Source organism: Planococcus kocurii (assembly GCF_001465835.2).
Lineage (GTDB): Bacteria > Bacillota > Bacilli > Bacillales_A > Planococcaceae > Planococcus > Planococcus kocurii.
Window position 1 is genome coordinate 2,564,052 of the sequence record NZ_CP013661.2, and the last position, 19,402, is coordinate 2,583,453.

General features: G+C 37.1%; 18 protein-coding genes. 15 read left to right on the plus strand and 3 right to left on the minus strand.

The window, feature by feature from the left end; genetic code table 11:
* Positions 1-693: 693 nt before the first annotated feature.
* The gene (tagU, locus tag AUO94_RS12520) at positions 694-1,617 is read right to left on the minus strand and encodes a polyisoprenyl-teichoic acid--peptidoglycan teichoic acid transferase TagU (protein WP_058384532.1); all 924 of its coding nucleotides are present in this window, start codon (positions 1,615-1,617) and stop codon (positions 694-696) included.
* A 14-nt stretch (positions 1,618-1,631) separates the two neighbouring features.
* The gene (locus AUO94_RS12525) at positions 1,632-2,417 is read right to left on the minus strand and encodes an SGNH/GDSL hydrolase family protein (RefSeq protein WP_058384533.1); all 786 of its coding nucleotides are present in this window, start codon (positions 2,415-2,417) and stop codon (positions 1,632-1,634) included.
* A gap of 181 nt (positions 2,418-2,598) precedes the next feature.
* Here AUO94_RS12525 and AUO94_RS12530 point away from each other — a divergent pair, with 181 nt between their 5' ends.
* The 15 genes from AUO94_RS12530 to AUO94_RS12600 all read left to right on the plus strand — a co-directional run bounded on the left by AUO94_RS12530 (position 2,599) and on the right by AUO94_RS12600 (position 18,368).
* Positions 2,599-3,321, plus strand: a complete 723-nt coding sequence (locus AUO94_RS12530) for a YveK family protein (protein WP_058384534.1) — start codon at positions 2,599-2,601, stop codon at positions 3,319-3,321.
* 3 nt (positions 3,322-3,324) lie between these two features.
* Entirely contained in the window at positions 3,325-4,026 is a 702-nt protein-coding gene (locus AUO94_RS12535; RefSeq protein ID WP_058384535.1) for a CpsD/CapB family tyrosine-protein kinase, read from the plus strand.
* 49 nt (positions 4,027-4,075) lie between these two features.
* On the plus strand, positions 4,076-4,843 hold the full coding sequence (locus AUO94_RS12540) for a tyrosine-protein phosphatase (protein ID WP_058384536.1): 768 nt from the start codon (positions 4,076-4,078) through the stop codon (positions 4,841-4,843).
* Between the two features lie 126 nt (positions 4,844-4,969).
* On the plus strand, positions 4,970-6,811 hold the full coding sequence (locus AUO94_RS12545; protein ID WP_058384537.1) for a polysaccharide biosynthesis protein: 1,842 nt from the start codon (positions 4,970-4,972) through the stop codon (positions 6,809-6,811).
* A 41-nt stretch (positions 6,812-6,852) separates the two neighbouring features.
* Positions 6,853-7,965: a DegT/DnrJ/EryC1/StrS family aminotransferase gene (locus tag AUO94_RS12550; protein WP_058384538.1), complete on the plus strand. Its 1,113-nt coding sequence runs from the start codon at positions 6,853-6,855 to the stop codon at positions 7,963-7,965.
* A gap of 2 nt (positions 7,966-7,967) precedes the next feature.
* Positions 7,968-8,606, plus strand: coding sequence for a sugar transferase (locus tag AUO94_RS12555; protein WP_058384539.1), 639 nt, complete (start codon positions 7,968-7,970; stop codon positions 8,604-8,606).
* A gap of 4 nt (positions 8,607-8,610) precedes the next feature.
* Positions 8,611-9,267 carry an acetyltransferase gene (locus tag AUO94_RS12560; RefSeq protein WP_058384540.1) on the plus strand — a complete coding sequence of 219 codons (657 nt, stop codon included), beginning with the start codon at positions 8,611-8,613 and terminating at the stop codon, positions 9,265-9,267.
* Between the two features lie 35 nt (positions 9,268-9,302).
* Positions 9,303-10,562, plus strand: coding sequence for a glycosyltransferase family 4 protein (locus AUO94_RS12565; RefSeq protein WP_058384541.1), 1,260 nt, complete (start codon positions 9,303-9,305; stop codon positions 10,560-10,562).
* Between the two features lie 11 nt (positions 10,563-10,573).
* Positions 10,574-11,590 (plus strand): Gfo/Idh/MocA family protein, encoded by a 1,017-nt coding sequence (locus AUO94_RS12570; protein ID WP_237150118.1) that lies wholly within the window; start codon positions 10,574-10,576, stop codon positions 11,588-11,590.
* A 23-nt stretch (positions 11,591-11,613) separates the two neighbouring features.
* Positions 11,614-12,936, plus strand: a complete 1,323-nt coding sequence (locus AUO94_RS12575) for a nucleotide sugar dehydrogenase (protein WP_058384542.1) — start codon at positions 11,614-11,616, stop codon at positions 12,934-12,936.
* 25 nt (positions 12,937-12,961) lie between these two features.
* Positions 12,962-13,522 (plus strand): N-acetyltransferase, encoded by a 561-nt coding sequence (locus tag AUO94_RS12580; RefSeq protein WP_058384543.1) that lies wholly within the window; start codon positions 12,962-12,964, stop codon positions 13,520-13,522.
* Positions 13,523-13,543: 21 nt separating this feature from the next.
* A complete protein-coding gene (locus AUO94_RS12585; protein ID WP_058384544.1) occupies positions 13,544-14,683 on the plus strand; it encodes a DegT/DnrJ/EryC1/StrS family aminotransferase in 1,140 nt (379 codons plus the stop codon).
* A 113-nt stretch (positions 14,684-14,796) separates the two neighbouring features.
* Positions 14,797-16,029: a lipopolysaccharide biosynthesis protein gene (locus AUO94_RS12590; RefSeq protein ID WP_058384545.1), complete on the plus strand. Its 1,233-nt coding sequence runs from the start codon at positions 14,797-14,799 to the stop codon at positions 16,027-16,029.
* Between the two features lie 127 nt (positions 16,030-16,156).
* Entirely contained in the window at positions 16,157-17,272 is a 1,116-nt protein-coding gene (locus tag AUO94_RS12595) for an O-antigen ligase family protein (RefSeq protein ID WP_169793177.1), read from the plus strand.
* On the plus strand, positions 17,250-18,368 hold the full coding sequence (locus AUO94_RS12600; protein ID WP_058384547.1) for an N-acetyl sugar amidotransferase: 1,119 nt from the start codon (positions 17,250-17,252) through the stop codon (positions 18,366-18,368). Before AUO94_RS12595 ends, AUO94_RS12600 begins: the two co-directional genes overlap by 23 nt.
* A 428-nt stretch (positions 18,369-18,796) precedes the next feature.
* Here the strand turns inward: AUO94_RS12600 and AUO94_RS17100 are convergent, their stop codons facing one another.
* The gene (locus tag AUO94_RS17100; protein ID WP_169793178.1) at positions 18,797-19,231 is read right to left on the minus strand and encodes a transposase; all 435 of its coding nucleotides are present in this window, start codon (positions 19,229-19,231) and stop codon (positions 18,797-18,799) included.
* Between the last annotated feature and the right edge of the window lie 171 nt (positions 19,232-19,402).

The window sequence follows — 19,402 nt, forward strand, 5'->3', positions numbered from 1 at the left end:
ACAACATCAGCCAAGGCGCGACAGGGACTAGGCGAAGCAATAAGACGAGTGTACTTCTCGGCTTATTGCGAGAGCCATGCCCAAGCGTCCGAAGGCGACTAATAGAACGTCTCAAAAACGCCTCCACCAATCCCGAATCTGAACACAAAAAAAGCGCCGGCGCGTGCACCACCGCCGCCAAGCGACACCAGAACCCCACACCCACTACTCCCACAAAAAAATATGTTCACGGACTACCTCAACAACATCAGCCAAGGCGCGACAGGGACTAGGCGAAGCAATAAGACGAGTGTACTTCTCGGCTTAGTGCGAGAGCCATGCCCAAGCATCCGAAGGCGACTAATAGAACGTCTCAAAAACGCCTCCACCAATCCCGAATCTGAACACAAAAAAAGCGCCGGCGCGTGCACCACCGCCGCCAAGCGACACCAGAACCCACACCTACTACCCCCACAAAAAAAGTATGTTCGTTGAAATCCCCCACACCACCAGCCGAGGCGCGACAGGGGCTAGGCGAAGCACGAAGACGAGTGCTCTTCTCGGCTTTGTGCGGGAGCCAAGCCCAAAGCGCCCGAAGGCGACACCAGAACCCTACCAAATTTACCACAACAACCCTCATCAGCTTATAACCTACACAATCCCCAACCACAACAAAAAAAGCGCAATCCCACAACAGGACCACGCTCACCAACCTTACATATTCAAATGCGCCTTCAACGTCGACTGAATCTCCGCAAGCTCCGCATCATCCATAACATAATACCAAATCCCATTAATCGTCTCGCCCGTGCCATCCTCCACCATCAACTGATCAACCGTACCGATCGCATCGCGGTAATTCGACTGCACATCCATCATCTCATCAAACGTCATATTCGTCCGCACATTATCACCAAGCGCCGTGAAAATATCCTGATAATTCAACAAGCTATTCACCGAAGCGCCTTTTTTCATAATCCCTTGAATCACTTGCTTTTGACGATTCTGACGACCAAAATCACCTTCAGGATCTTGCTTACGCATGCGCACATACCCCAAAGCCTCTTCGCCATCAAGCGCAATCGTCCCTTTAGCAAACTCATCAAACGCTAACGTGTTATTTACTTCCACACCGCCAACCGCATCGACAATATCTTGGAAACCTTCCATGTTCACTTGCATCACATAGTCAATCGGAATATCCAACAAGTTCTCAACCGTCGCCATCGACATTTCAATGCCACCAAACGCATACGCGTGGTTAATCTTATCGGTCGTGCCGCGTCCGACAATCTCGGTATACGTATCACGCGGAATCGATACCATTTTCGTCGATTGGTCTGCGGGGTTGATGGTCATAACCACCATCGTATCCGAGCGCCCACGATCATCTTCGCGTTCGTCAACACCGAGCAGCAACACCGAAAACGGATCTTGATCACTGAGGACAACTTCTTGGTCCGTCGTGCGCTTGTCGGATGCTTCGCGTTCGATCGGTTCATGAATTTCTTCTAAGGTGTTCGTAAAACTCGTATAAACCGTAAACAAATAAATGCCGAGACCGATTACAATGACACCGAGTATGCCGAATACCCATGGCCATTTTTTCTTCTTGTTTTTCTTTTCTCTTCTGCCCATCAAACGAATCTCCTTTAGTTAGCGATAAAATACGCTTCCAGTTCTTGTGCCCATAATGCAGCGCCTTTGTCATTGGGTAACCCGTCTTGCGCCAAATAGTCTTTTAGACCAACATCGTCCGTATCTGGCCATGCAGACCAGTGGTCGATATAAGCATAGTCATTTGTTTCAGCAAATTCACTTAACGCTGTAATCTGCGCCAAATAATAACCCGCACCAAAAATCGGTTGAGAAGGATGGAGTACGATGACGGCATCGTCTACCTCATTCGCAAGTCGCGCATCAAACGCTCGAATGTGTTCGCGTTCTTGTTCAATGGCGACGCGGTCGTTATTCATCAAAGTCATGGGTTCAAGAAGTACGACGTCATAACCTGCCGAAAGATCCACCGAGGCAAGTGCTTCAGAAGTTCCTTCCATAGAAGCAACCGCCACATCGATAAATTCACCATACGCCTCTTCTAACGAAACAGCGAGTCGCTCTGCGTAACCCGGCTCACCAGACTCCAACGCTGCAGACCCGGCAACGAGTAGTTTTAAGTCGTCCCCGTTGTCGTTTCGGGTAGTAAAAAGTTGCTGCAACTGTTCGTCCATGTTGGCAGTCAATCGTTCGGTGTTCACAGAATCGACATTTTTATTGGGGTCTTCTTTGTCTTTCTGTTGATCACTGGCCTCAGCCTCTACACTTTCTGGTTTGACCAACACGTTATCTAGTTTGTCTTGCCACGTTAAATAGCTAAAAACTAGCGCAATCACACAAATAATAACAGCTAACACAGCTGCGATTTTATACCATTTCATCTAAATACTCCTTTCAAAAATCACCAATACGTATCAATAAACATAGCATAAATCATTCTAATAGCCTATTAAACTTTTTGAAATTGGAAGTTCTTTCTACACTCTCCTATGTTATACTATTTTATGTTGTTTATTGAGCAATAATGATAAGAATTTGAAATTTAAAGGAGATAATTACGACATGGAAGAAACCATTAGCTTACAAGACCTGTTTAAAACACTAAAAAAACGGGCTGGATTAATAGCGTTGTTAACCATTTTAGCCATTACGATCGCAGGGGTTGTATCGTTTTTAGTGTTAACTCCAATGTATGAGACTTCCACACAAATCTTGGTCAACCAAGAAGCAACTGAAGCTTCCCAACTGACCAACCAAAACATCCAAACAGACCTTCAATTGATTAATACATATTCCGTTATTATCAAAAGCCCAGCGATTCTAGACGAAGTATCTAGTCAGCTTGGTCTTAATATGTCCGTCGAAGCATTAAACAGTAAAATTACTGTGGCAACGGCTGAAAATTCGCAAGTCGTCAATGTGACCGTACAAGACGAAGACCCGGCACTGGCCGTTGATATTGCCAACACCACGGCAAAAGTGTTTGAAGGCGAGATCAAAGAGTTGATGAACGTTGACAACGTGTCAATATTGTCACCAGCCGTATTAAAAGAAAATCCGTCACCTGTCGCACCCAACCCGATGCTCAACATGGCAATTGCGGCCGTCATTGGTTTAATGCTTGGTGTCGGGATCGCATTCTTACTGGAGTATTTGGATACGACGATTAAAACAGAGCAAGACATCGAAGACATTCTAGGCGTTCCATTACTCGGTGTGATTTCACCAATCAAAGAAGACGCAAAACTAGAGCAACCGACAACATCGAAAAGAAGGGCGGGATAGACGATGGCAAGAAAGAAAAAAGTTCTGCAGGAAACTGCACGTAAACTCATCGCATTTACAACACCACGCTCGTTTGTAGCAGAGCAATTCCGTACACTGCGTACCAACATCAACTTTTCATCACCAGACGCAGAAGTCCATACACTAGTCATCACCTCAGCGGCGCCTTCTGAAGGAAAGTCAACGACGGCTGCAAACTTAGCAGTTGTGTTTGCACAAGAAGGCAAAAAAGTATTGATCGTTGACGGCGATATGCGAAAACCAACGACGCATTATACATTCCGGATGGGGAACACAATTGGTTTATCCAGTGTGTTAACGCGTCAAAACACCATTGATGAAGTGATTCGTCCAACAGCGGTTGAACACCTCGACTTGATGACATGTGGTCCGATTCCCCCAAACCCAGCAGAGCTATTAGCGTCAAGATCCATGACTACTTTAATCGACCAACTCAAAAACCGGTACGACTTGATCATTTTCGATGCACCGCCTGTGTTGTCCGTAACCGATGGACAAATTTTGGCGAACAAATGTGAAGGCACGATTCTTGTTGTCAGTTCAGGCAATACCGAAAAAGACATGGCGGTCAAAGCCAAAGAAGCGATTGAATCTTCGAATAGTCGATTGATTGGTGCCGTATTGAACAACTTCGCGCTGCCAAAAGACAATTATTATTACCAATACTATGGGACAAAAGAGTAAAAAGGACTTCCTTTTTACTTTTTTTAAAGCACTAAAGGAGGAAGAACGGATGATCGACACGCACGCCCATATCCTGCCTGGACTTGACGACGGGGCAGAAACAATGGAACAAACAAAGCGACTGCTGGAAAAAGCGGTAGAAGAGCAACTTACCGGCATTATTGCAACGCCGCATGCTTTTCATCCGAATTTCACGACCAATCTCGCGGCTTTAAACAAGCAATTAGAGGGGGTCAATAGCTGGATTGCCGAACAGCAATTGCCAATTACCATTTACAGTGGACAAGAATGTCGACTTGGTGAAAAACTTCCTGAAAAACTAGCTGCAAAAGAAGCCTTAACACTAGCGGGGTCGCGCTACGTGTTGTTGGAGTTGCCGTCTTCTGGTATTCCAGCGTACACGGTGCCCATTATTCAACAGTTAATCATGAAAAACTACGTACCGATCATTGCCCACGCCGAACGCAACCAAGGCATCATCGAAAAACCAGAGCGCTTGAAAAAGCTCTTGCTTCACGGTGCGATGGCGCAAGTGACGGCGGGTTCTGTTGCAGGAAGCTTTGGCAAAGCCATTCAACGCACGGCGATGAGCTTGATCGACGCGAATTTGATCCACGTTTACGGCTCCGATGTCCATAGCCTCGACAAACGGCCATTCCTCTTTAACGAAGGCCTCGATTACTTGGAGAAAAAAAACCAGCACGACATGGTGGATATTTTCCTGGAAAACAATGAACGCATTCTATTGGACGAACATTTCCATGTATTAGAGCCTGAAGACATCTCTAAAGGAAAATGGTGGAAACTATTTACTTGATAACTAACAAAAAAGTATTATTTTGTTTGAAAAATCCTATCATTTCCATTTAAACGTATGTTAGAATGAGGGAAGATTTTTGCCCAGTTAAGTAGAAAGTACTGGATGATGAAAGGAATGACCCTCATGTCACTGAAAAACCGTGTTTCGTTATTACTAATCGTTGACTCGATTATTGTCTTTTTCTCTATTTTTGTCGGTTATTATGTGCTTTATCCGTATAACGATGTGTTACAAAATCAATTTTTGCTCGCCAGCGCGTTAACGATTTTTATCGCGCATCACGCCCTAGCGATGTATTACGGCTTGTACCGGAAAGTATGGGAATACGCGTCCATCGGTGAGTTGACGTCGATTTTCAAAGCGGTCACGTGGTCCATCGTAGTCATTGGCCTCGTCCAATTGGTTTACAGAGGCGATGTGTTATTCCGCGCGTTACTCATTACGTGGATGCTGCATTTGTTGTTAATCGGCGGATCGCGGTTGTCTTGGCGCTTGTTTCGAGACAATACGATGAATCCGAAAACAACAGACTTGAAACGCACCTTAATCGTCGGTGCCGGAAAAGCAGGCAGCTTAGTATCCCGTCAATTACTGGCCAATCCTGAAAATGGCTTGCTGCCGGTTCTGTACGTAGATGACGACAAAAACAAGCAAGGCTTGGACATTTACGGCGTCCGCGTTGTACACGGCACGACCCAAAACATTGCCGACATCGCGTTAGATAACAAAATTGACATCATCATTATCGCCATCCCGTCACTCGGCAAACAAGAAACAGCCGAGCTGATCAAGACCTGCATGGACTCAGGTGTCCGTACACAAACCATTCCACTTATTGAAGACATTATGACCGGTAAAGTGTCAGTGACGGATATTCAAGACGTTAAAATTGAAGACTTGCTAGGACGCGACGAAGTCAAGCTGGATATGGACAAAATCGCGGGTCAACTGACGAGTAAAACCATTCTCGTCACAGGCGCGGGTGGTTCCATTGGTTCTGAAATCTCGCGTCAAATCGCGCGTTTCGGTCCGAAAAAGCTCCTGCTTCTCGGACACGGCGAAAACTCGATTTACTTGATCGACATGGAGCTGCGTCAAACCGTAGCACCGGATACTGAAATCATTCCCATTATCGCGGACGTCCAAGACCGCGAACGTATTTTAGACATCATGAATACATACAAACCGGATGTGGTGTACCACGCAGCGGCACATAAACACGTCCCGCTGATGGAAAGCAATCCGATGGAAGCGGTCAAAAACAATGTCTACGGCACAAAAAACGTCGCAGAAGCCGCACACATGAGCGGCGTTGGTAATTTCGTCATGGTGTCAACGGACAAAGCCGTCAACCCACCGAACGTCATGGGCGCAACGAAACGTTTTGCCGAAATGATTGTGCAAAACTTAGCAAAACGTAGTGATACGAAATTTGCGGCTGTACGCTTTGGTAATGTACTCGGCTCTCGCGGCTCGGTCATTCCACTTTTTAAAAAACAAATCGCAGCAGGTGGCCCGGTTACGGTAACCGACCCACGCATGACCCGTTATTTCATGACCATTCCAGAAGCATCGCGTTTAGTGATTCAAGCGGGAACACTCGCTGAAGGTGGCGAAGTGTTTGTCCTCGATATGGGCGAACCGGTGAAAATTGTCGATCTTGCGCAAAATTTAATCCGCTTGTCGGGTTACGCAGAAGGCGAAATTGGCATTAACTTTTCTGGGATTCGTCCAGGCGAGAAGTTGTTTGAGGAATTGTTGAATGACAACGAGATTCAGACAGAGCAAGTGTTTCCGAAGATTTATATTGGAAAAGCGAATCCGGTTAGTGAGGGTGAGTTGACTTATTTGTTGGAGAAGTTGCCTGATATGCGGAATGATGAGGTTAAGGATGTTTTGGTTTCTTTAGCAAATAGAAAGAATATCGACTTGAAAGATAAAGAACTACTTAATGTTAGCAATTAAGCTAGCGTAGATATTAGCAAGTCAAGGAAGGATGCAAGAAAATGGCAGAACGAATTTTACTTTCATCACCTCACATGAGCGATGAAGGCTACGAGCAACAATTTGTGAAAGAAGCATTCGATACCAATTGGATTGCGCCACTTGGATCAAACGTCAATGGATTTGAAGATGAGTTAGCAGCGAAGGTTGGTTCGAAAGCTGCAGCAGCGTTATCATCTGGTACTGCAGCGATTCATCTTGCACTAATTGCGGCCGGAGTGAAAAAAGACGATATTGTTTTTTGTTCAACGTTAACATTCTCTGCAACAGCAAACCCAATCATTTATCAAAATGCGATTCCGGTATTTATCGATAGTGATTACGAAACGTGGAACATGTCTCCGAAAGCGTTAGAAGAGGCTCTTGTAAAATATCCACAAGTGAAAGCTGTCCTATTAGTTCACCTATATGGACTATCTGCAGATATGGATCAGATTGTAGCACTTTGTAAAAAATACAATGTTGCATTGATTGAAGATGCAGCAGAATCTTTAGGAACGTATTATAAAGGTCAACACACAGGCACTTTTGGTGATTATGGAATTTTTTCTTTTAACGGAAACAAAATTATCACCACTTCTGGTGGTGGCATGCTTGTCTCTAACAACGAAGAGCGCATTGCAAAAACAAGATTTTGGGCTACGCAATCTAGAGATCAAGCTAGACATTATCAGCACAGTGAATTAGGTTTTAACTATCGCATGAGCAACGTGGTTGCTGGAATTGGTCGAGGACAGCTCAAAGTTCTTGATGATCGAGTGGCGAAGAAAAATTACATATACAATTTTTATAAAAACAATCTAAGTGATCTTGAAGGCATAGAATTTATGCCAGATAACGAGTGGGACAAGCCGAACCATTGGTTAAGTGCTATGACGTTGACTGGAAAGATTCGACCGATTGAAGTAATGGAAGCGTTAGAAAAAGAAAACATTGAGTCTCGTCCTGTTTGGAAGCCAATGCACATGCAGCCTTATTTTGAGAAGTATGATTTTGTTGGAACGGATGTTTCGGAGAGCTTGTTTGAGAATGGGATTTGCTTGCCTAGTGATACGAAGATTACTGATGTGCAGTTAGAGAGAGTAGTGAAGATTATTCGAGGGTTGTGGGAATAAGTATGAACCGATCAAAAGGTGGGATATACAAACGATTTTTGAAACGTCCAATGGATTTTATTCTTTCTTTGATAGCAATTATTGCTCTTAGCCCAGTGTTCTTGATTGTGACGTTTCTTGTTCGGACAAAATTAGGAAGTCCAGTACTTTTTAAACAAGAAAGACCTGGATTAAATGAGGAAATCTTTTCAATATATAAGTTCCGATCTATGACTGATGATAGGGATTCAAGTGGTAACTTATTACCCGACCATGTACGATTGACCAATTTTGGTAAGTTCTTAAGATCAGCCTCTTTAGATGAACTGCCGGGACTTTTGAATATTTTAAAAGGTGATATGTCTATTATCGGACCTAGACCCTTACTGGTTCAGTATTTACCTTTATACAATGAGTATCAAAAACATCGTCATAATGTTAGACCAGGTTTATCAGGGCTAGCTCAGGTAAACGGTAGAAATGCTATTAGCTGGGAAGAGAAATTTAAACTTGATGTGGAATACATAGAAAAAGTTAGCTTTTTAGGTGATTGCAAAATCATCTTACTAACATTAAAAAAAGTCTTTGTTCGAGAAGGAATCAATTCTGAAACTGCTGCTACTATGGAATATTTTGAAGGAAGTAAAAAGACGGAGGAGTGATAGCATGAAACAAATAGTAATTATTGGCGCAGGCGGCTTTGGAAGAGAAGTTGCATGGTTAGTTGAAAGAATTAACCAGGTTAAAGAAGAATGGGATCTCATAGGTTTTGTAGATGATGAAGAAGAAATTCAAGGTAAAGAAGTTAATGGCTATAAAGTAGTCGGTAATATTGAATGGCTAATGACACAAGAATTGTATGTTGTAAATGCAATCGGTGATCCATTAGTTAAAAAGAAAGTTATACAAAGATTAAAAGGAAGTAAGAATACTTACCCAGTTTTAATTGACCCAAGTGTAATTTACTCTAGCAGCGTATCTTTTGGTGAAGGAGCTATTATTTGTGCTGCAAATATTCTAACCACAAATATCAAAGTTGGGAATCATGTAATCATAAATTTAGATTGTACTATTGGCCATGATGCAAATCTTGGTGACTATACAACGGTATTGCCGAGTGTGAACATATCTGGTTTTGTTGAGACTGCTGAATGTGTAAGTATTGGTACAGGAACAGCAGTTATTCAAGGCGTGAAAATTGGAGCAAATACTGTTGTCGGAGCTGGAGCAGTTGTAGTGAAAGAATTACCTGCTAATTGTGTGGCTGTTGGCGCACCGGCTAAGCCGATAAAATTCAATATTGATAAAGTAGAAGATCTTTAATTTTGAATGAGGCAAATTAATTAAGGGGCAAATAAATGAAGAAAAATATATGGATATTGAATCATTATGCAACTAACACATTTAAAGACCAAGCCGGTCGCCATTATTGGTTTGCTGAAAACTTGATCAAAGAGGGATATAACCCTACTATTTTTTGTGCATCTACTATACATAATTCTGATGAAAGTATAGATACTGGAAATCATCAGTATTTGAGTGAGAATTCGGGAAGTATACCTTTTGTTTTTGTTAACACGCCTAAATACGGGGATAATGGGAAAAAAAGAATTATCAATATGCTCGTTTTTTACAAAAAACTTTTCTCAGTTACAAGAGATTATGCCGAAAAATATGGTAAGCCTGATATTATCTTGGCTTCAAGTGTCCATCCTTTAACTATGGTAGCGGGTATAAAAATTGCTAAGAAGTTTGGAATAACTTGTATTTGTGAAGTTAGAGACTTATGGCCCGAAAGTATAGTCGCTTATGGAGTAGGGAGTAAAAAAAATCCTTTAATTAAAACTTTATATCATGGGGAAAGGTGGATTTACAGAAATGCGGACAAGTTAATTTTTACAATTGAAGGTGGAAAAGATTATATTATCGATAGAGGATGGAGTAATGTTGATAAAAACACTGTTGATCTCAACAAGGTTTATCATATTAACAACGGTGTTGACTTAGAAACTTTTAACAATAATAAAAAAACTATTTCTGTAAACGACAAAGATTTAGAAAATCCAGATACCTTTAAAGTGGTGTATACCGGTTCTATAAGAAAAGTGAATAACGTTAGAAAGATTGTTAAGGTAGCTGAATTGTTCAAAGAAAAAGAAATCAAAAATATTAAATTTTTGATTTATGGAGATGGAACTGATAAACCCATACTAGAAAAATACTGTTCGGATAATAACTTAGAAAATGTAGTTTTTAAAGGGAAGGTTGATAAAAATAAAATCCCTTATATTTTAAGCAATTCTGATTTGAATATTATTCATTTTCAAGATAATGATATTAAGAAATATGGTGCAAGTTTAAATAAGCTGTTTGAGTATTTTGCTAGCGGAAAACCAACTATTTCAGATTGTGAGTTTGGGTACGATTTAATAAAAAAATATAAAGCTGGATTAGTATTTAACAATGGTGATGTTGAGCAACTAGGGGCAGGAATTTTAGAATTTTATGAAATGCCGGTAGATACCTATAATTTGTACTCTGATAATGCATTTAAAGCAGCTAAAGACTATGACTTTAAAAAATTAACTTTAGATTTAATTAATGTAATAGAGAATTAGGAAATGAGTGGATGATATTGAACTTTGCCATAATAGGTTGTGGATTCATCGCAAGAAAACATGCATTGGCAATAGAAAAAATTGATAATGCAAATTTAATAGCGGTGTGTGATAGAATACCGAAAATGATGAGTTTTTATTCAGAAAATTACAATGTTAAAACGTATACAGATTCAGACGAAATGCTAAAAAACCCTTTAATTGATATAGTTTGCATTTGTACTCCAAGTGGTTTACATGCGGATATTGCTGAAAAAGTAGCTGCTGCTAAAAAACATATTGTAATGGAAAAACCAATTGCAATGACAATCGAAGAAACAGACCGAATAATAAATGCTTCCGAATCAAATGGAGTGAAACTTACCATTGTTCATCCAAACCGATTTAGAACAGTTGTTCAAGAAACAAAAAAAATACTTGATCAAAAACTTTTAGGGAAGATAAGTCATGCTAATTGTCTGGTTAATTGGAATAGAGGCCAGGAATATTATGATCAAGCCTCATGGCGAGGAACGAAGGCGCATGATGGTGGTGTTTTAATGAACCAAGCTATCCACAATTTAGATTTACTTCTATGGTTTATGGGGAAACCCACTGAAGTGTTTAGTTTAGAAGCTACACGCTTACGTGATATTGAAGCTGAAGATGTATCTGCAGGGATTATTCGATTTGAAAATGGGTCTTTGGCTAATGTTCAAGCTTCTACTACTGTTTATCCTAAAAATTTCGAAGAATCCATAACAATTTTTGGGGAAAAAGGAACAATTAAAATTGGGGGAACTAATGCATTACATTTTGAAAAATTAGAAGTTCAAAATCTTGATAATCCTGCCATTCAAAATATAGTTAACCGCGTAGAAGAAGATCCGTGGGGGACTCCAGGACATCAAAGAATCATTGAAGAAATCATATTTGCGATACAAAATAATGCAGAGCCAGCAGTAACTGGAGAAGATGGCAAAAGAGCTTTGAAATTAGTGTTAGCATTCTATGAATCTGCCGCATCAAAAACACTTGTATATATCTAAGTGGAAAAAAGAGGAGTTTGTAAATGAATAAATTAGAGGAACTAGAAGCATTACTTATAAGCAAACTGAATAATAAAAATGCAACAATCGGAGTTGTAGGACTTGGTTATGTTGGTTTACCACTCGCTGTTGAAAAAGCTAAAGCAGGCTTCAATATAATCGGTTTCGATATACAAGAAGAAAAAGTTAAAAGTGTAAATAATGGCATTAATTATATTGGAGATGTATTACCTGCAGATTTGGAGTCCTTAGTATCAGCAGGGAAGCTAAAAGCAACTTCTGATTATTCTTTTATTAAAGAAGTGGACGCAGTAGCGATTTGTGTTCCAACGCCATTAGATATTTATAAACAACCTAATATGTCATACGTAGAAAGTTCTGCTAGAGCAATTGCTGCTAATTTCACTAAAGGAACATTAATTGTTTTAGAAAGCACTACATATCCAGGGACTACGGAAGAACTGATTAAACCCATTTTAGAAGAGTCGGGAATGATTTGTGGGGAAGACTTTTTCTTAGCTTACTCGCCGGAACGTGTTGATCCTGGTAATAAAGATTTTAATACAAAGAACACGCCTAAAGTAGTAGGCGGAATAACTACTAATTGTACGAAGGTAGCGGCTGCCATGTATAGAGCAGTCCTTGATGGCGACGTACATGAAGTATCAAGTCCAGCTGTTGCGGAAATGGAAAAATTATTAGAAAACACTTTTAGAAATATTAACGTAGCACTGGCAAATGAAATGGCGATACTATGTCATAAGATGGGCATAGACGTATGGGAAGTAATTGATGCGGCAGCTACTAAACCATACGGCTTTATGCCTTTTTATCCTGGCCCAGGATTAGGTGGGCATTGTATTCCTATTGATCCTTGGTACTTAACTTGGAAAGCGCGTGAATATAATTATCATACCAAATTAATTGAAACTGCCGGTGAAATTAATGATAGTATGCCTGATTTTGTTGTCCAGCGTTGTGCAGAAATATTAAACATTCAAGGGAAGGCTTTAAATGGGTCAAAAATTATAGTTCTAGGAGTAGCTTACAAAAAAGATATTGATGATTATAGAGAATCCCCGGTATTACCAATTTTAGATAGACTTACAAACTCTGGCTCGAATTGGGAAGTTGTAGATCCGTGTATTCCTAATTTTAAGCTACACGGAAATATAATTAATACAATAGATTTAAATAAAGATAATATAAAAGACGCAGATTTAATATTAATTGCTACAAATCATAGTGATTTCAATTATGAACGAATCTTATCTTTGAATATTCCTCTCTTAGATACAAGAAACTCTTATGATAATTTAATTAAAGACCAATATTATAAATTGTGACATTGATATGAAAAGGAATGTGATTATGGATCCGTTTATTCATGAAAGTAGTTATATAGATAGTAATGTTCAAATAGGTAAGGATACAAAAGTTTGGCATTTTAGTCATATTCATAGTGGGGCTAAAATAGGTGGAAATTGCTCAATAGGTCAAAACGTAAATATTTCAAATAACGTTTTGATTGGTACCGGAGTAAAAATTCAAAATAATGTTTCGGTGTATGAAGGCGTTGAATTAGAAGATTACGTTTTTTGCGGTCCTTCAATGGTTTTTACAAATGACTTAACACCTAGATCTAAATATCCTAAAGGAAAAGAAGGTTATAAACAGACTTTAGTTAAATATGGGGCATCTATCGGAGCAAATGCAACTATAGTCTGCGGCAACGTGATTGGTAAATGGGCAATGGTCGCATCTGGCGCTGTAGTGACTAAACATGTCCTTGATCATGCTCTAATGGCTGGTATACCTGCAAAAAAAATAGGTTGGGTATGTGAATGCGGTAATGTACTGAAAAAAGATTTGTCATGTCTTGAATGCAAGAGAGAGTATAAAATTTCGGAAAATGGGTTAATAGAACTTTAGAAACGTAACGGGGTGAACAAAATGGAGTTTAGAGATTTAAAAAGTCAGTATAAAAGATACAAAACTGAAATCGATAATGCTGTTCAAAATGTATTAAACACTGGGAACTTTATTGGCGGTTCTGAAATTGAGGAACTAGAAACTAAATTAAGTGAATATGTGGGAGTAAAACATTGTATAACATGTGCTAACGGCACTGAGGCTATGACATTATTGCTAATGGCATGGGATATAAAAGAAGGTGACGCAGTGTTTGTGCCTGATTTCACCTTTTTCTCTACAGGAGAGATAGTTTCATTTAAAGGAGCTACTCCAATATTTGTTGATGTTGAAAGAGATACATTTAATATGGATCCTCGGAAGTTGGAGCAATCGATTCAAAAAGTACTTAATGAAGGTATACTAATACCTAAAGTAATTATTCCGGTTGATTTGTTTGGATTACCTGCTAATTATTTAGAGATAATGAACATCGCTGAAAAGTACAAACTCAAAGTACTTGAAGATGGAGCGCAAGGCTTTGGTGGTAGTATTGAAGGGAGAAAAGCCTGCAGTTTTGGTGATGCCGCAACAACTTCATTCTTTCCGGCAAAACCTCTTGGCTGCTATGGTGATGGTGGAGCAATTTTTACTAGCGATGATAATTTAGCCAGGCTGCTCAAATCACTCAAGGTACATGGTAAAGGAGAAGATAAGTACGATAATGTAAGGATAGGATTAAATTCAAGATTAGATACTGTTCAAGCAGCTATATTATTAGTTAAATTAAAAGCATTTGAAGAGCATGAAGTAGAAGATGTTAATAGAGTTGCTAAAATATTTAATGAAAATCTTAACAAAGTAGTAGAGATACCTATTATTCCAGATGGTTATTATTCAAGTTATGCCCAATATACAATTAAGCTAAAGAATAAAAATCAACGCGATGGTTTACAAGAATTATTAAAAGAAAATGAAATACCTAGCATGGTATATTATGCAAAACCTATGCATAAACAAGGCGCATTTTCTACCTTAAATTACAGAGATACTGAATTTGAAATTTCGAATAGTCTATGTGAAACTGTATTGTCTCTACCCATGCATCCTTATTTAAGAGAAGACGAAGTTACAAACATTTGTAAATTTATAAAAGAATATATTGGTAATATTTCAAGATAAAATAAAGTAAATTATACATCTGCTCTTTATTTTAAGATTGAATAAATTAAATTTTTTACTATTTAAAAAATTAGAAGAATTACAAATTCATTACAGAAAAAGGTCATGATTTAATGAAGAAATTATTAATAAAAAACTTTTCATGGAGTTTTTTGGGAAGTCTAATATACGCTTTGACTCAATGGTTTTTAATAATTATTATTGCTAAATTGGGTAGTCCTACAGACGCAGGGGTGTATTCGTTAGGGTTGGCTATTTCTGCACCAATAATTATGTTTATAAATTTAAATCTTAGAGCTATTCAATCTACAGATTTGTCTATAGAATTAGGGTTTTCTACATTTAAGTTTACTAGAATATTGGGTTTAATTTTGTTTGTTTTGACCTTTCTCACTATAATAATTGTAGCTAACTACAGTTTTGAAATCACAATAATATTATTATTAATTGCACTAAATAAAATTATTGAATCGTATTCAGATTTATATTATGGACTATTTCAATACCATGAAAGATTAGACCTAGTTTCTAAATCATATATATATCGTGGAATAATAGGAACAATATTTTTTGGCATTAGTTATTATTTATTCAAAGAGCTTAAAATAGCATTAGTATTCATGTTTACTATTTGGCTACTTGTGTTAATTATATATGATGTAAAAAATGGGAAAAAGTTTTTAATAAATACACCTAAGATAGTCGAAAAAAATAAAATGCTAGTTTTAGTTAAATTAGGTTTGCCTCTTGGATTGGTAGGACTAATTGCCTCGTTAAACGTAAATATACCAAGGATCACTATAGAACGGTATCTGACATTAGAAGATTTAGGCTATTTTTCTGTGATTTTTTACCTGGTTTTAATTATTGGGAAATTTATGACTTCAGTTTCAAGTGCTGTATTACCAAGAATGGCTAATTTGTATCAAAATGGGAATAAAATTGCTTTTATGAAAATTTTGAATATCGTTTTTTGTCTGTTAACTTTATTTTCCGTTGTATTAATATTATCTTCATACTATTTTGGGAGTGAAATTTTAGAAATAGCATATGGAGCTGAGTATTCTTCCTTCAAGATGCTTTTAGTTTACATTATGATTTACGGTTTATTTGAATATTTAGGTTTTGTATTTGAAGTTGCTTTAAATGCTATTAAGTATTATAAACATAGGCTTAGTATAGAAATTTTAGCAATGATCTTTATGATTTTAAGTTCTATTATCTTAATACCAGAAGCAGGATTAAAGGGAGCTGCTATAGCTTTAATAATTTCTGCAGTTTTAAAGTTTTTATTACTTGGCTTTCTTTTTACAAAAATATATTCAAATGAGCAGAGGGGTGTTTAAAATTAACCGAAAGGAATGCTCATCTTTATTAATCGCTTTCTCATTCTTTCAATTCGGGATAATGCAACCCATTGCTATATTCTTAAATTCTCAAATTATAATAGCCATCTCTACTCTTATAATTTTCATGAGTTTGCTTATTATTTTTAAATTTAATATCAAAAAATATGTATATTTCATTTTAGTTAGTATAACCTTATTATTTCTACTGAATTATTTTTTATTCAATAGTAGAGAAGTAATACTATTTATATTTGGAGAATTTTTTCTTAAAAGTTTTTCGCTATTTTTAATAGGTAGTTTTTTATTTACAACAGAGTATCTAAAGAAATATTTTTATATTTTTTCTTTAATAAATTTAATTTCACTTTCCACTATACTTGTTCTTGGCTACATTGATCCTCTCGATTACATGCGTTTTGGTTATGCTTTGTTACCCACCCTGTTAACTTCACTCTATGCTTTAAGAGATGATAAAAATAAGGTATTTTGGTTAATTATTGCTTCTATTAGTTTTATGATAATTTTATTTTATGGTAGTAGAGGTCCGCTCATTGGTTTTTTATTATTTATTCTTATAATAATTTTTACTGATTCAAAACTGCATATTCTAAAAAAAACTTTTGCAGTGTTGAGCATAGTCAGTGGATATATCTATTTAATAATTTTTAATGGAGTTTTAAAAATTTTGGATTATATCTATGAAGCTTTAAACATACAGACCTATTCTATAATTAAATTTAAAATGATGTTTGAAGAAGGAATTGCAGTATCAAGTTCAGGAAGGGATTTCCTCTTTGAAAATTTCATTGATCAAATAAAAATAAGTCCTATTTGGGGTAATGGAATTGGTATTACTCAAGAGTTGTGGGAAGTAAGTGCTCATAATCTTTTTTTACAGATATTGATTGAGTTCGGAGTTATAGGGATCAGTATTTTCGGTATTCTAAGCTTTGGGATACTCATTTTGTTAATTAAAGTTAGAAAAATGGACAACGAATTATTTTTACTTCTCTCTATTATTTTTTCAGCATCATTTAGCAGGTTATTAGTGAGTTCAGACATATGGCTTCGACAAGAACTATGGTTATTCATATCTTTACTTATTAATGCATATTTAATGACTCACTTTAATAAAAAAAGTAAAAAAATAGAAATTAGTAAAAAGCTATTAAAAGACACTGTATACGATCTTAAAAGGGTTAAAAAGGAGAACAATCATGATAAAACAAGTTTGTACTAGATGTGTAATGGATAATACTTCGGATAAAACTATAAATTTCCAAAATGATGGAACTTGTAATTACTGTAATTATTCATTGATGAGAAAAGATGATTTTTATTTTCCTAATGAAAAAGGTAATAACAAACTAAATGAAATGATTAGGTTACTAAAAAAAGATGGTGTTGGAAAAGAATATGACTGTATGATGGGCATTTCTGGTGGTCTAGACTCTTCGTATTTGGCTTATTTAGGAGCCAAAGAATGGGGACTTAGAATACTTGCGGTCCATATAGATGATGGTTTTGATACACTGATTGCAAAAAAAAATATTACTAACATATGCAATAAATACAATATTAAGCTTATTGATGAGAGTCCGAATTCAGAGGAATATTTTGATCTTATAAAATCATTTATTAAGTCAGGTGTGCCAGGTATTGCTATACCCCAAGATAACGTGCTTCAAGCTTATTTAAATTTTTATGCTAAAAAGTACAATATTAAATATTTTTTATCAGGAGCAAATTTCTCTTTAGAATCTATACTTGAAAGAGGAGACGAACCACCAGCAGCAGATGGAAGACACCTAAAAGCAATTCAAAAACAATTTGGTGAGGTAAAATTAAAAAGTTTACAAACTATTAGCTTATTTGAACGTTATATTTCTCAAAAGTTTATAAGTAAAATTGTAACTATAAAACCATTAGATTTTATTGAGTATAATAGAGAAAATGCAATAAATGAATTGAAAGAAAATGCTGATTTTAATTACTATGGCGGTAAGCATTATGAGTCAGTTTATACGAAGTTTGTTCAAGCCTATTATTTACCGAAAAAATTTAATAAAGATAAAAGAAAATCTCATTATTCAAGCTTAATTATAACGAACCAAATGACAAGAGAAGAAGCCCTCATAAAATTAAAAGAACCATTGTACGATGAGGCTACAATGGAAAGTGAAATAAATTTTATACTTAATAAAATTAAAATGGATAAAAAAGAGTTTATGGAAATTATGAAAAAACCTGGACACTTTCATACAGAATATAAAACTTCAAAATTGAATAATTTTAAAAAACAGGCTACTAAATTCAGAAAAATATTAGGAGAATAGTCATTTTAGAAAATTGTGCCCATGTGTCAGACACAACTCAGTTTACTCACCACAATTGCATACAAAAGAATCTGCATCCAGTAACCCAACGGTGTTATTGACGCTTGATTTTGACTAGAAATTGACGGTTCTTTTTGTCCCAAACCTGACGGGTTTGTTGTCCGGTAAATAGAGAAAAACGAGGGAGAACTAGGCCAGTGTTTATAGCCCTAGAATAATACCACCTCTGCCATATTTCAGTACCACTTGAGACAAAAAATAATACCACCTGTGCCATACGAGTACCACTCCTATATAATTAGTTTGCGGAATATTCCGCAAATAAATTGTGGAGGAGTTTTTCTATGGTCAAATATCGTGAGATCCTTCGACTCCATTCCCAGGGAATCTCTAAGAGAAGGTAAGCGTCCAATAGGTTCTTTCCAACGTTAGTTGAATTTGCGGGCTTCTAGTAATAGAAGCTTATTTCGTAGAAGAGCGAAACTATTGCGGCCATACATGATTCGCTTGATGGTTTTCAACTTATTGACACTGCCCTCAGCTAATCCGTTACTATAGGGAAGTGTACAGGCATTTTCAACTGCCTTGATATCTTTTTTCATTCCATTTAGGAAACTTTTCAATTCAGCTAATTCTAGGCTTTCCGTCTCTGCAATCCATGTATGGAGGATCTCTTTCTTACCTGATTTAAGAATCTTTTTGAAATCCCAAATTAGATCGAGTAATGTACCGATCAATGGATACTGCTGAATACTATTTTCAACTTGTTCAAAAGAAATATCTTTCACTTTGTCAAGTGGCTTGTAGAGTAACTTTATTAGCCACTTTCTCTCAATAACCTCTGTGGCATCAGTAGAAATCAAAATCGCGCCCCTGTGAGCGAAACAATTCCGTCTATACAAAGAAGTTGAATAACGAAAATGCCATCTTCAATGAAATCAATCGATTTCGAAGATGGCATTCGTATATTTATTGAGGTTGATAAATAGTCATAATTGAACCGTGCACAGGGACTATTTGGGAACTGCTGGAAA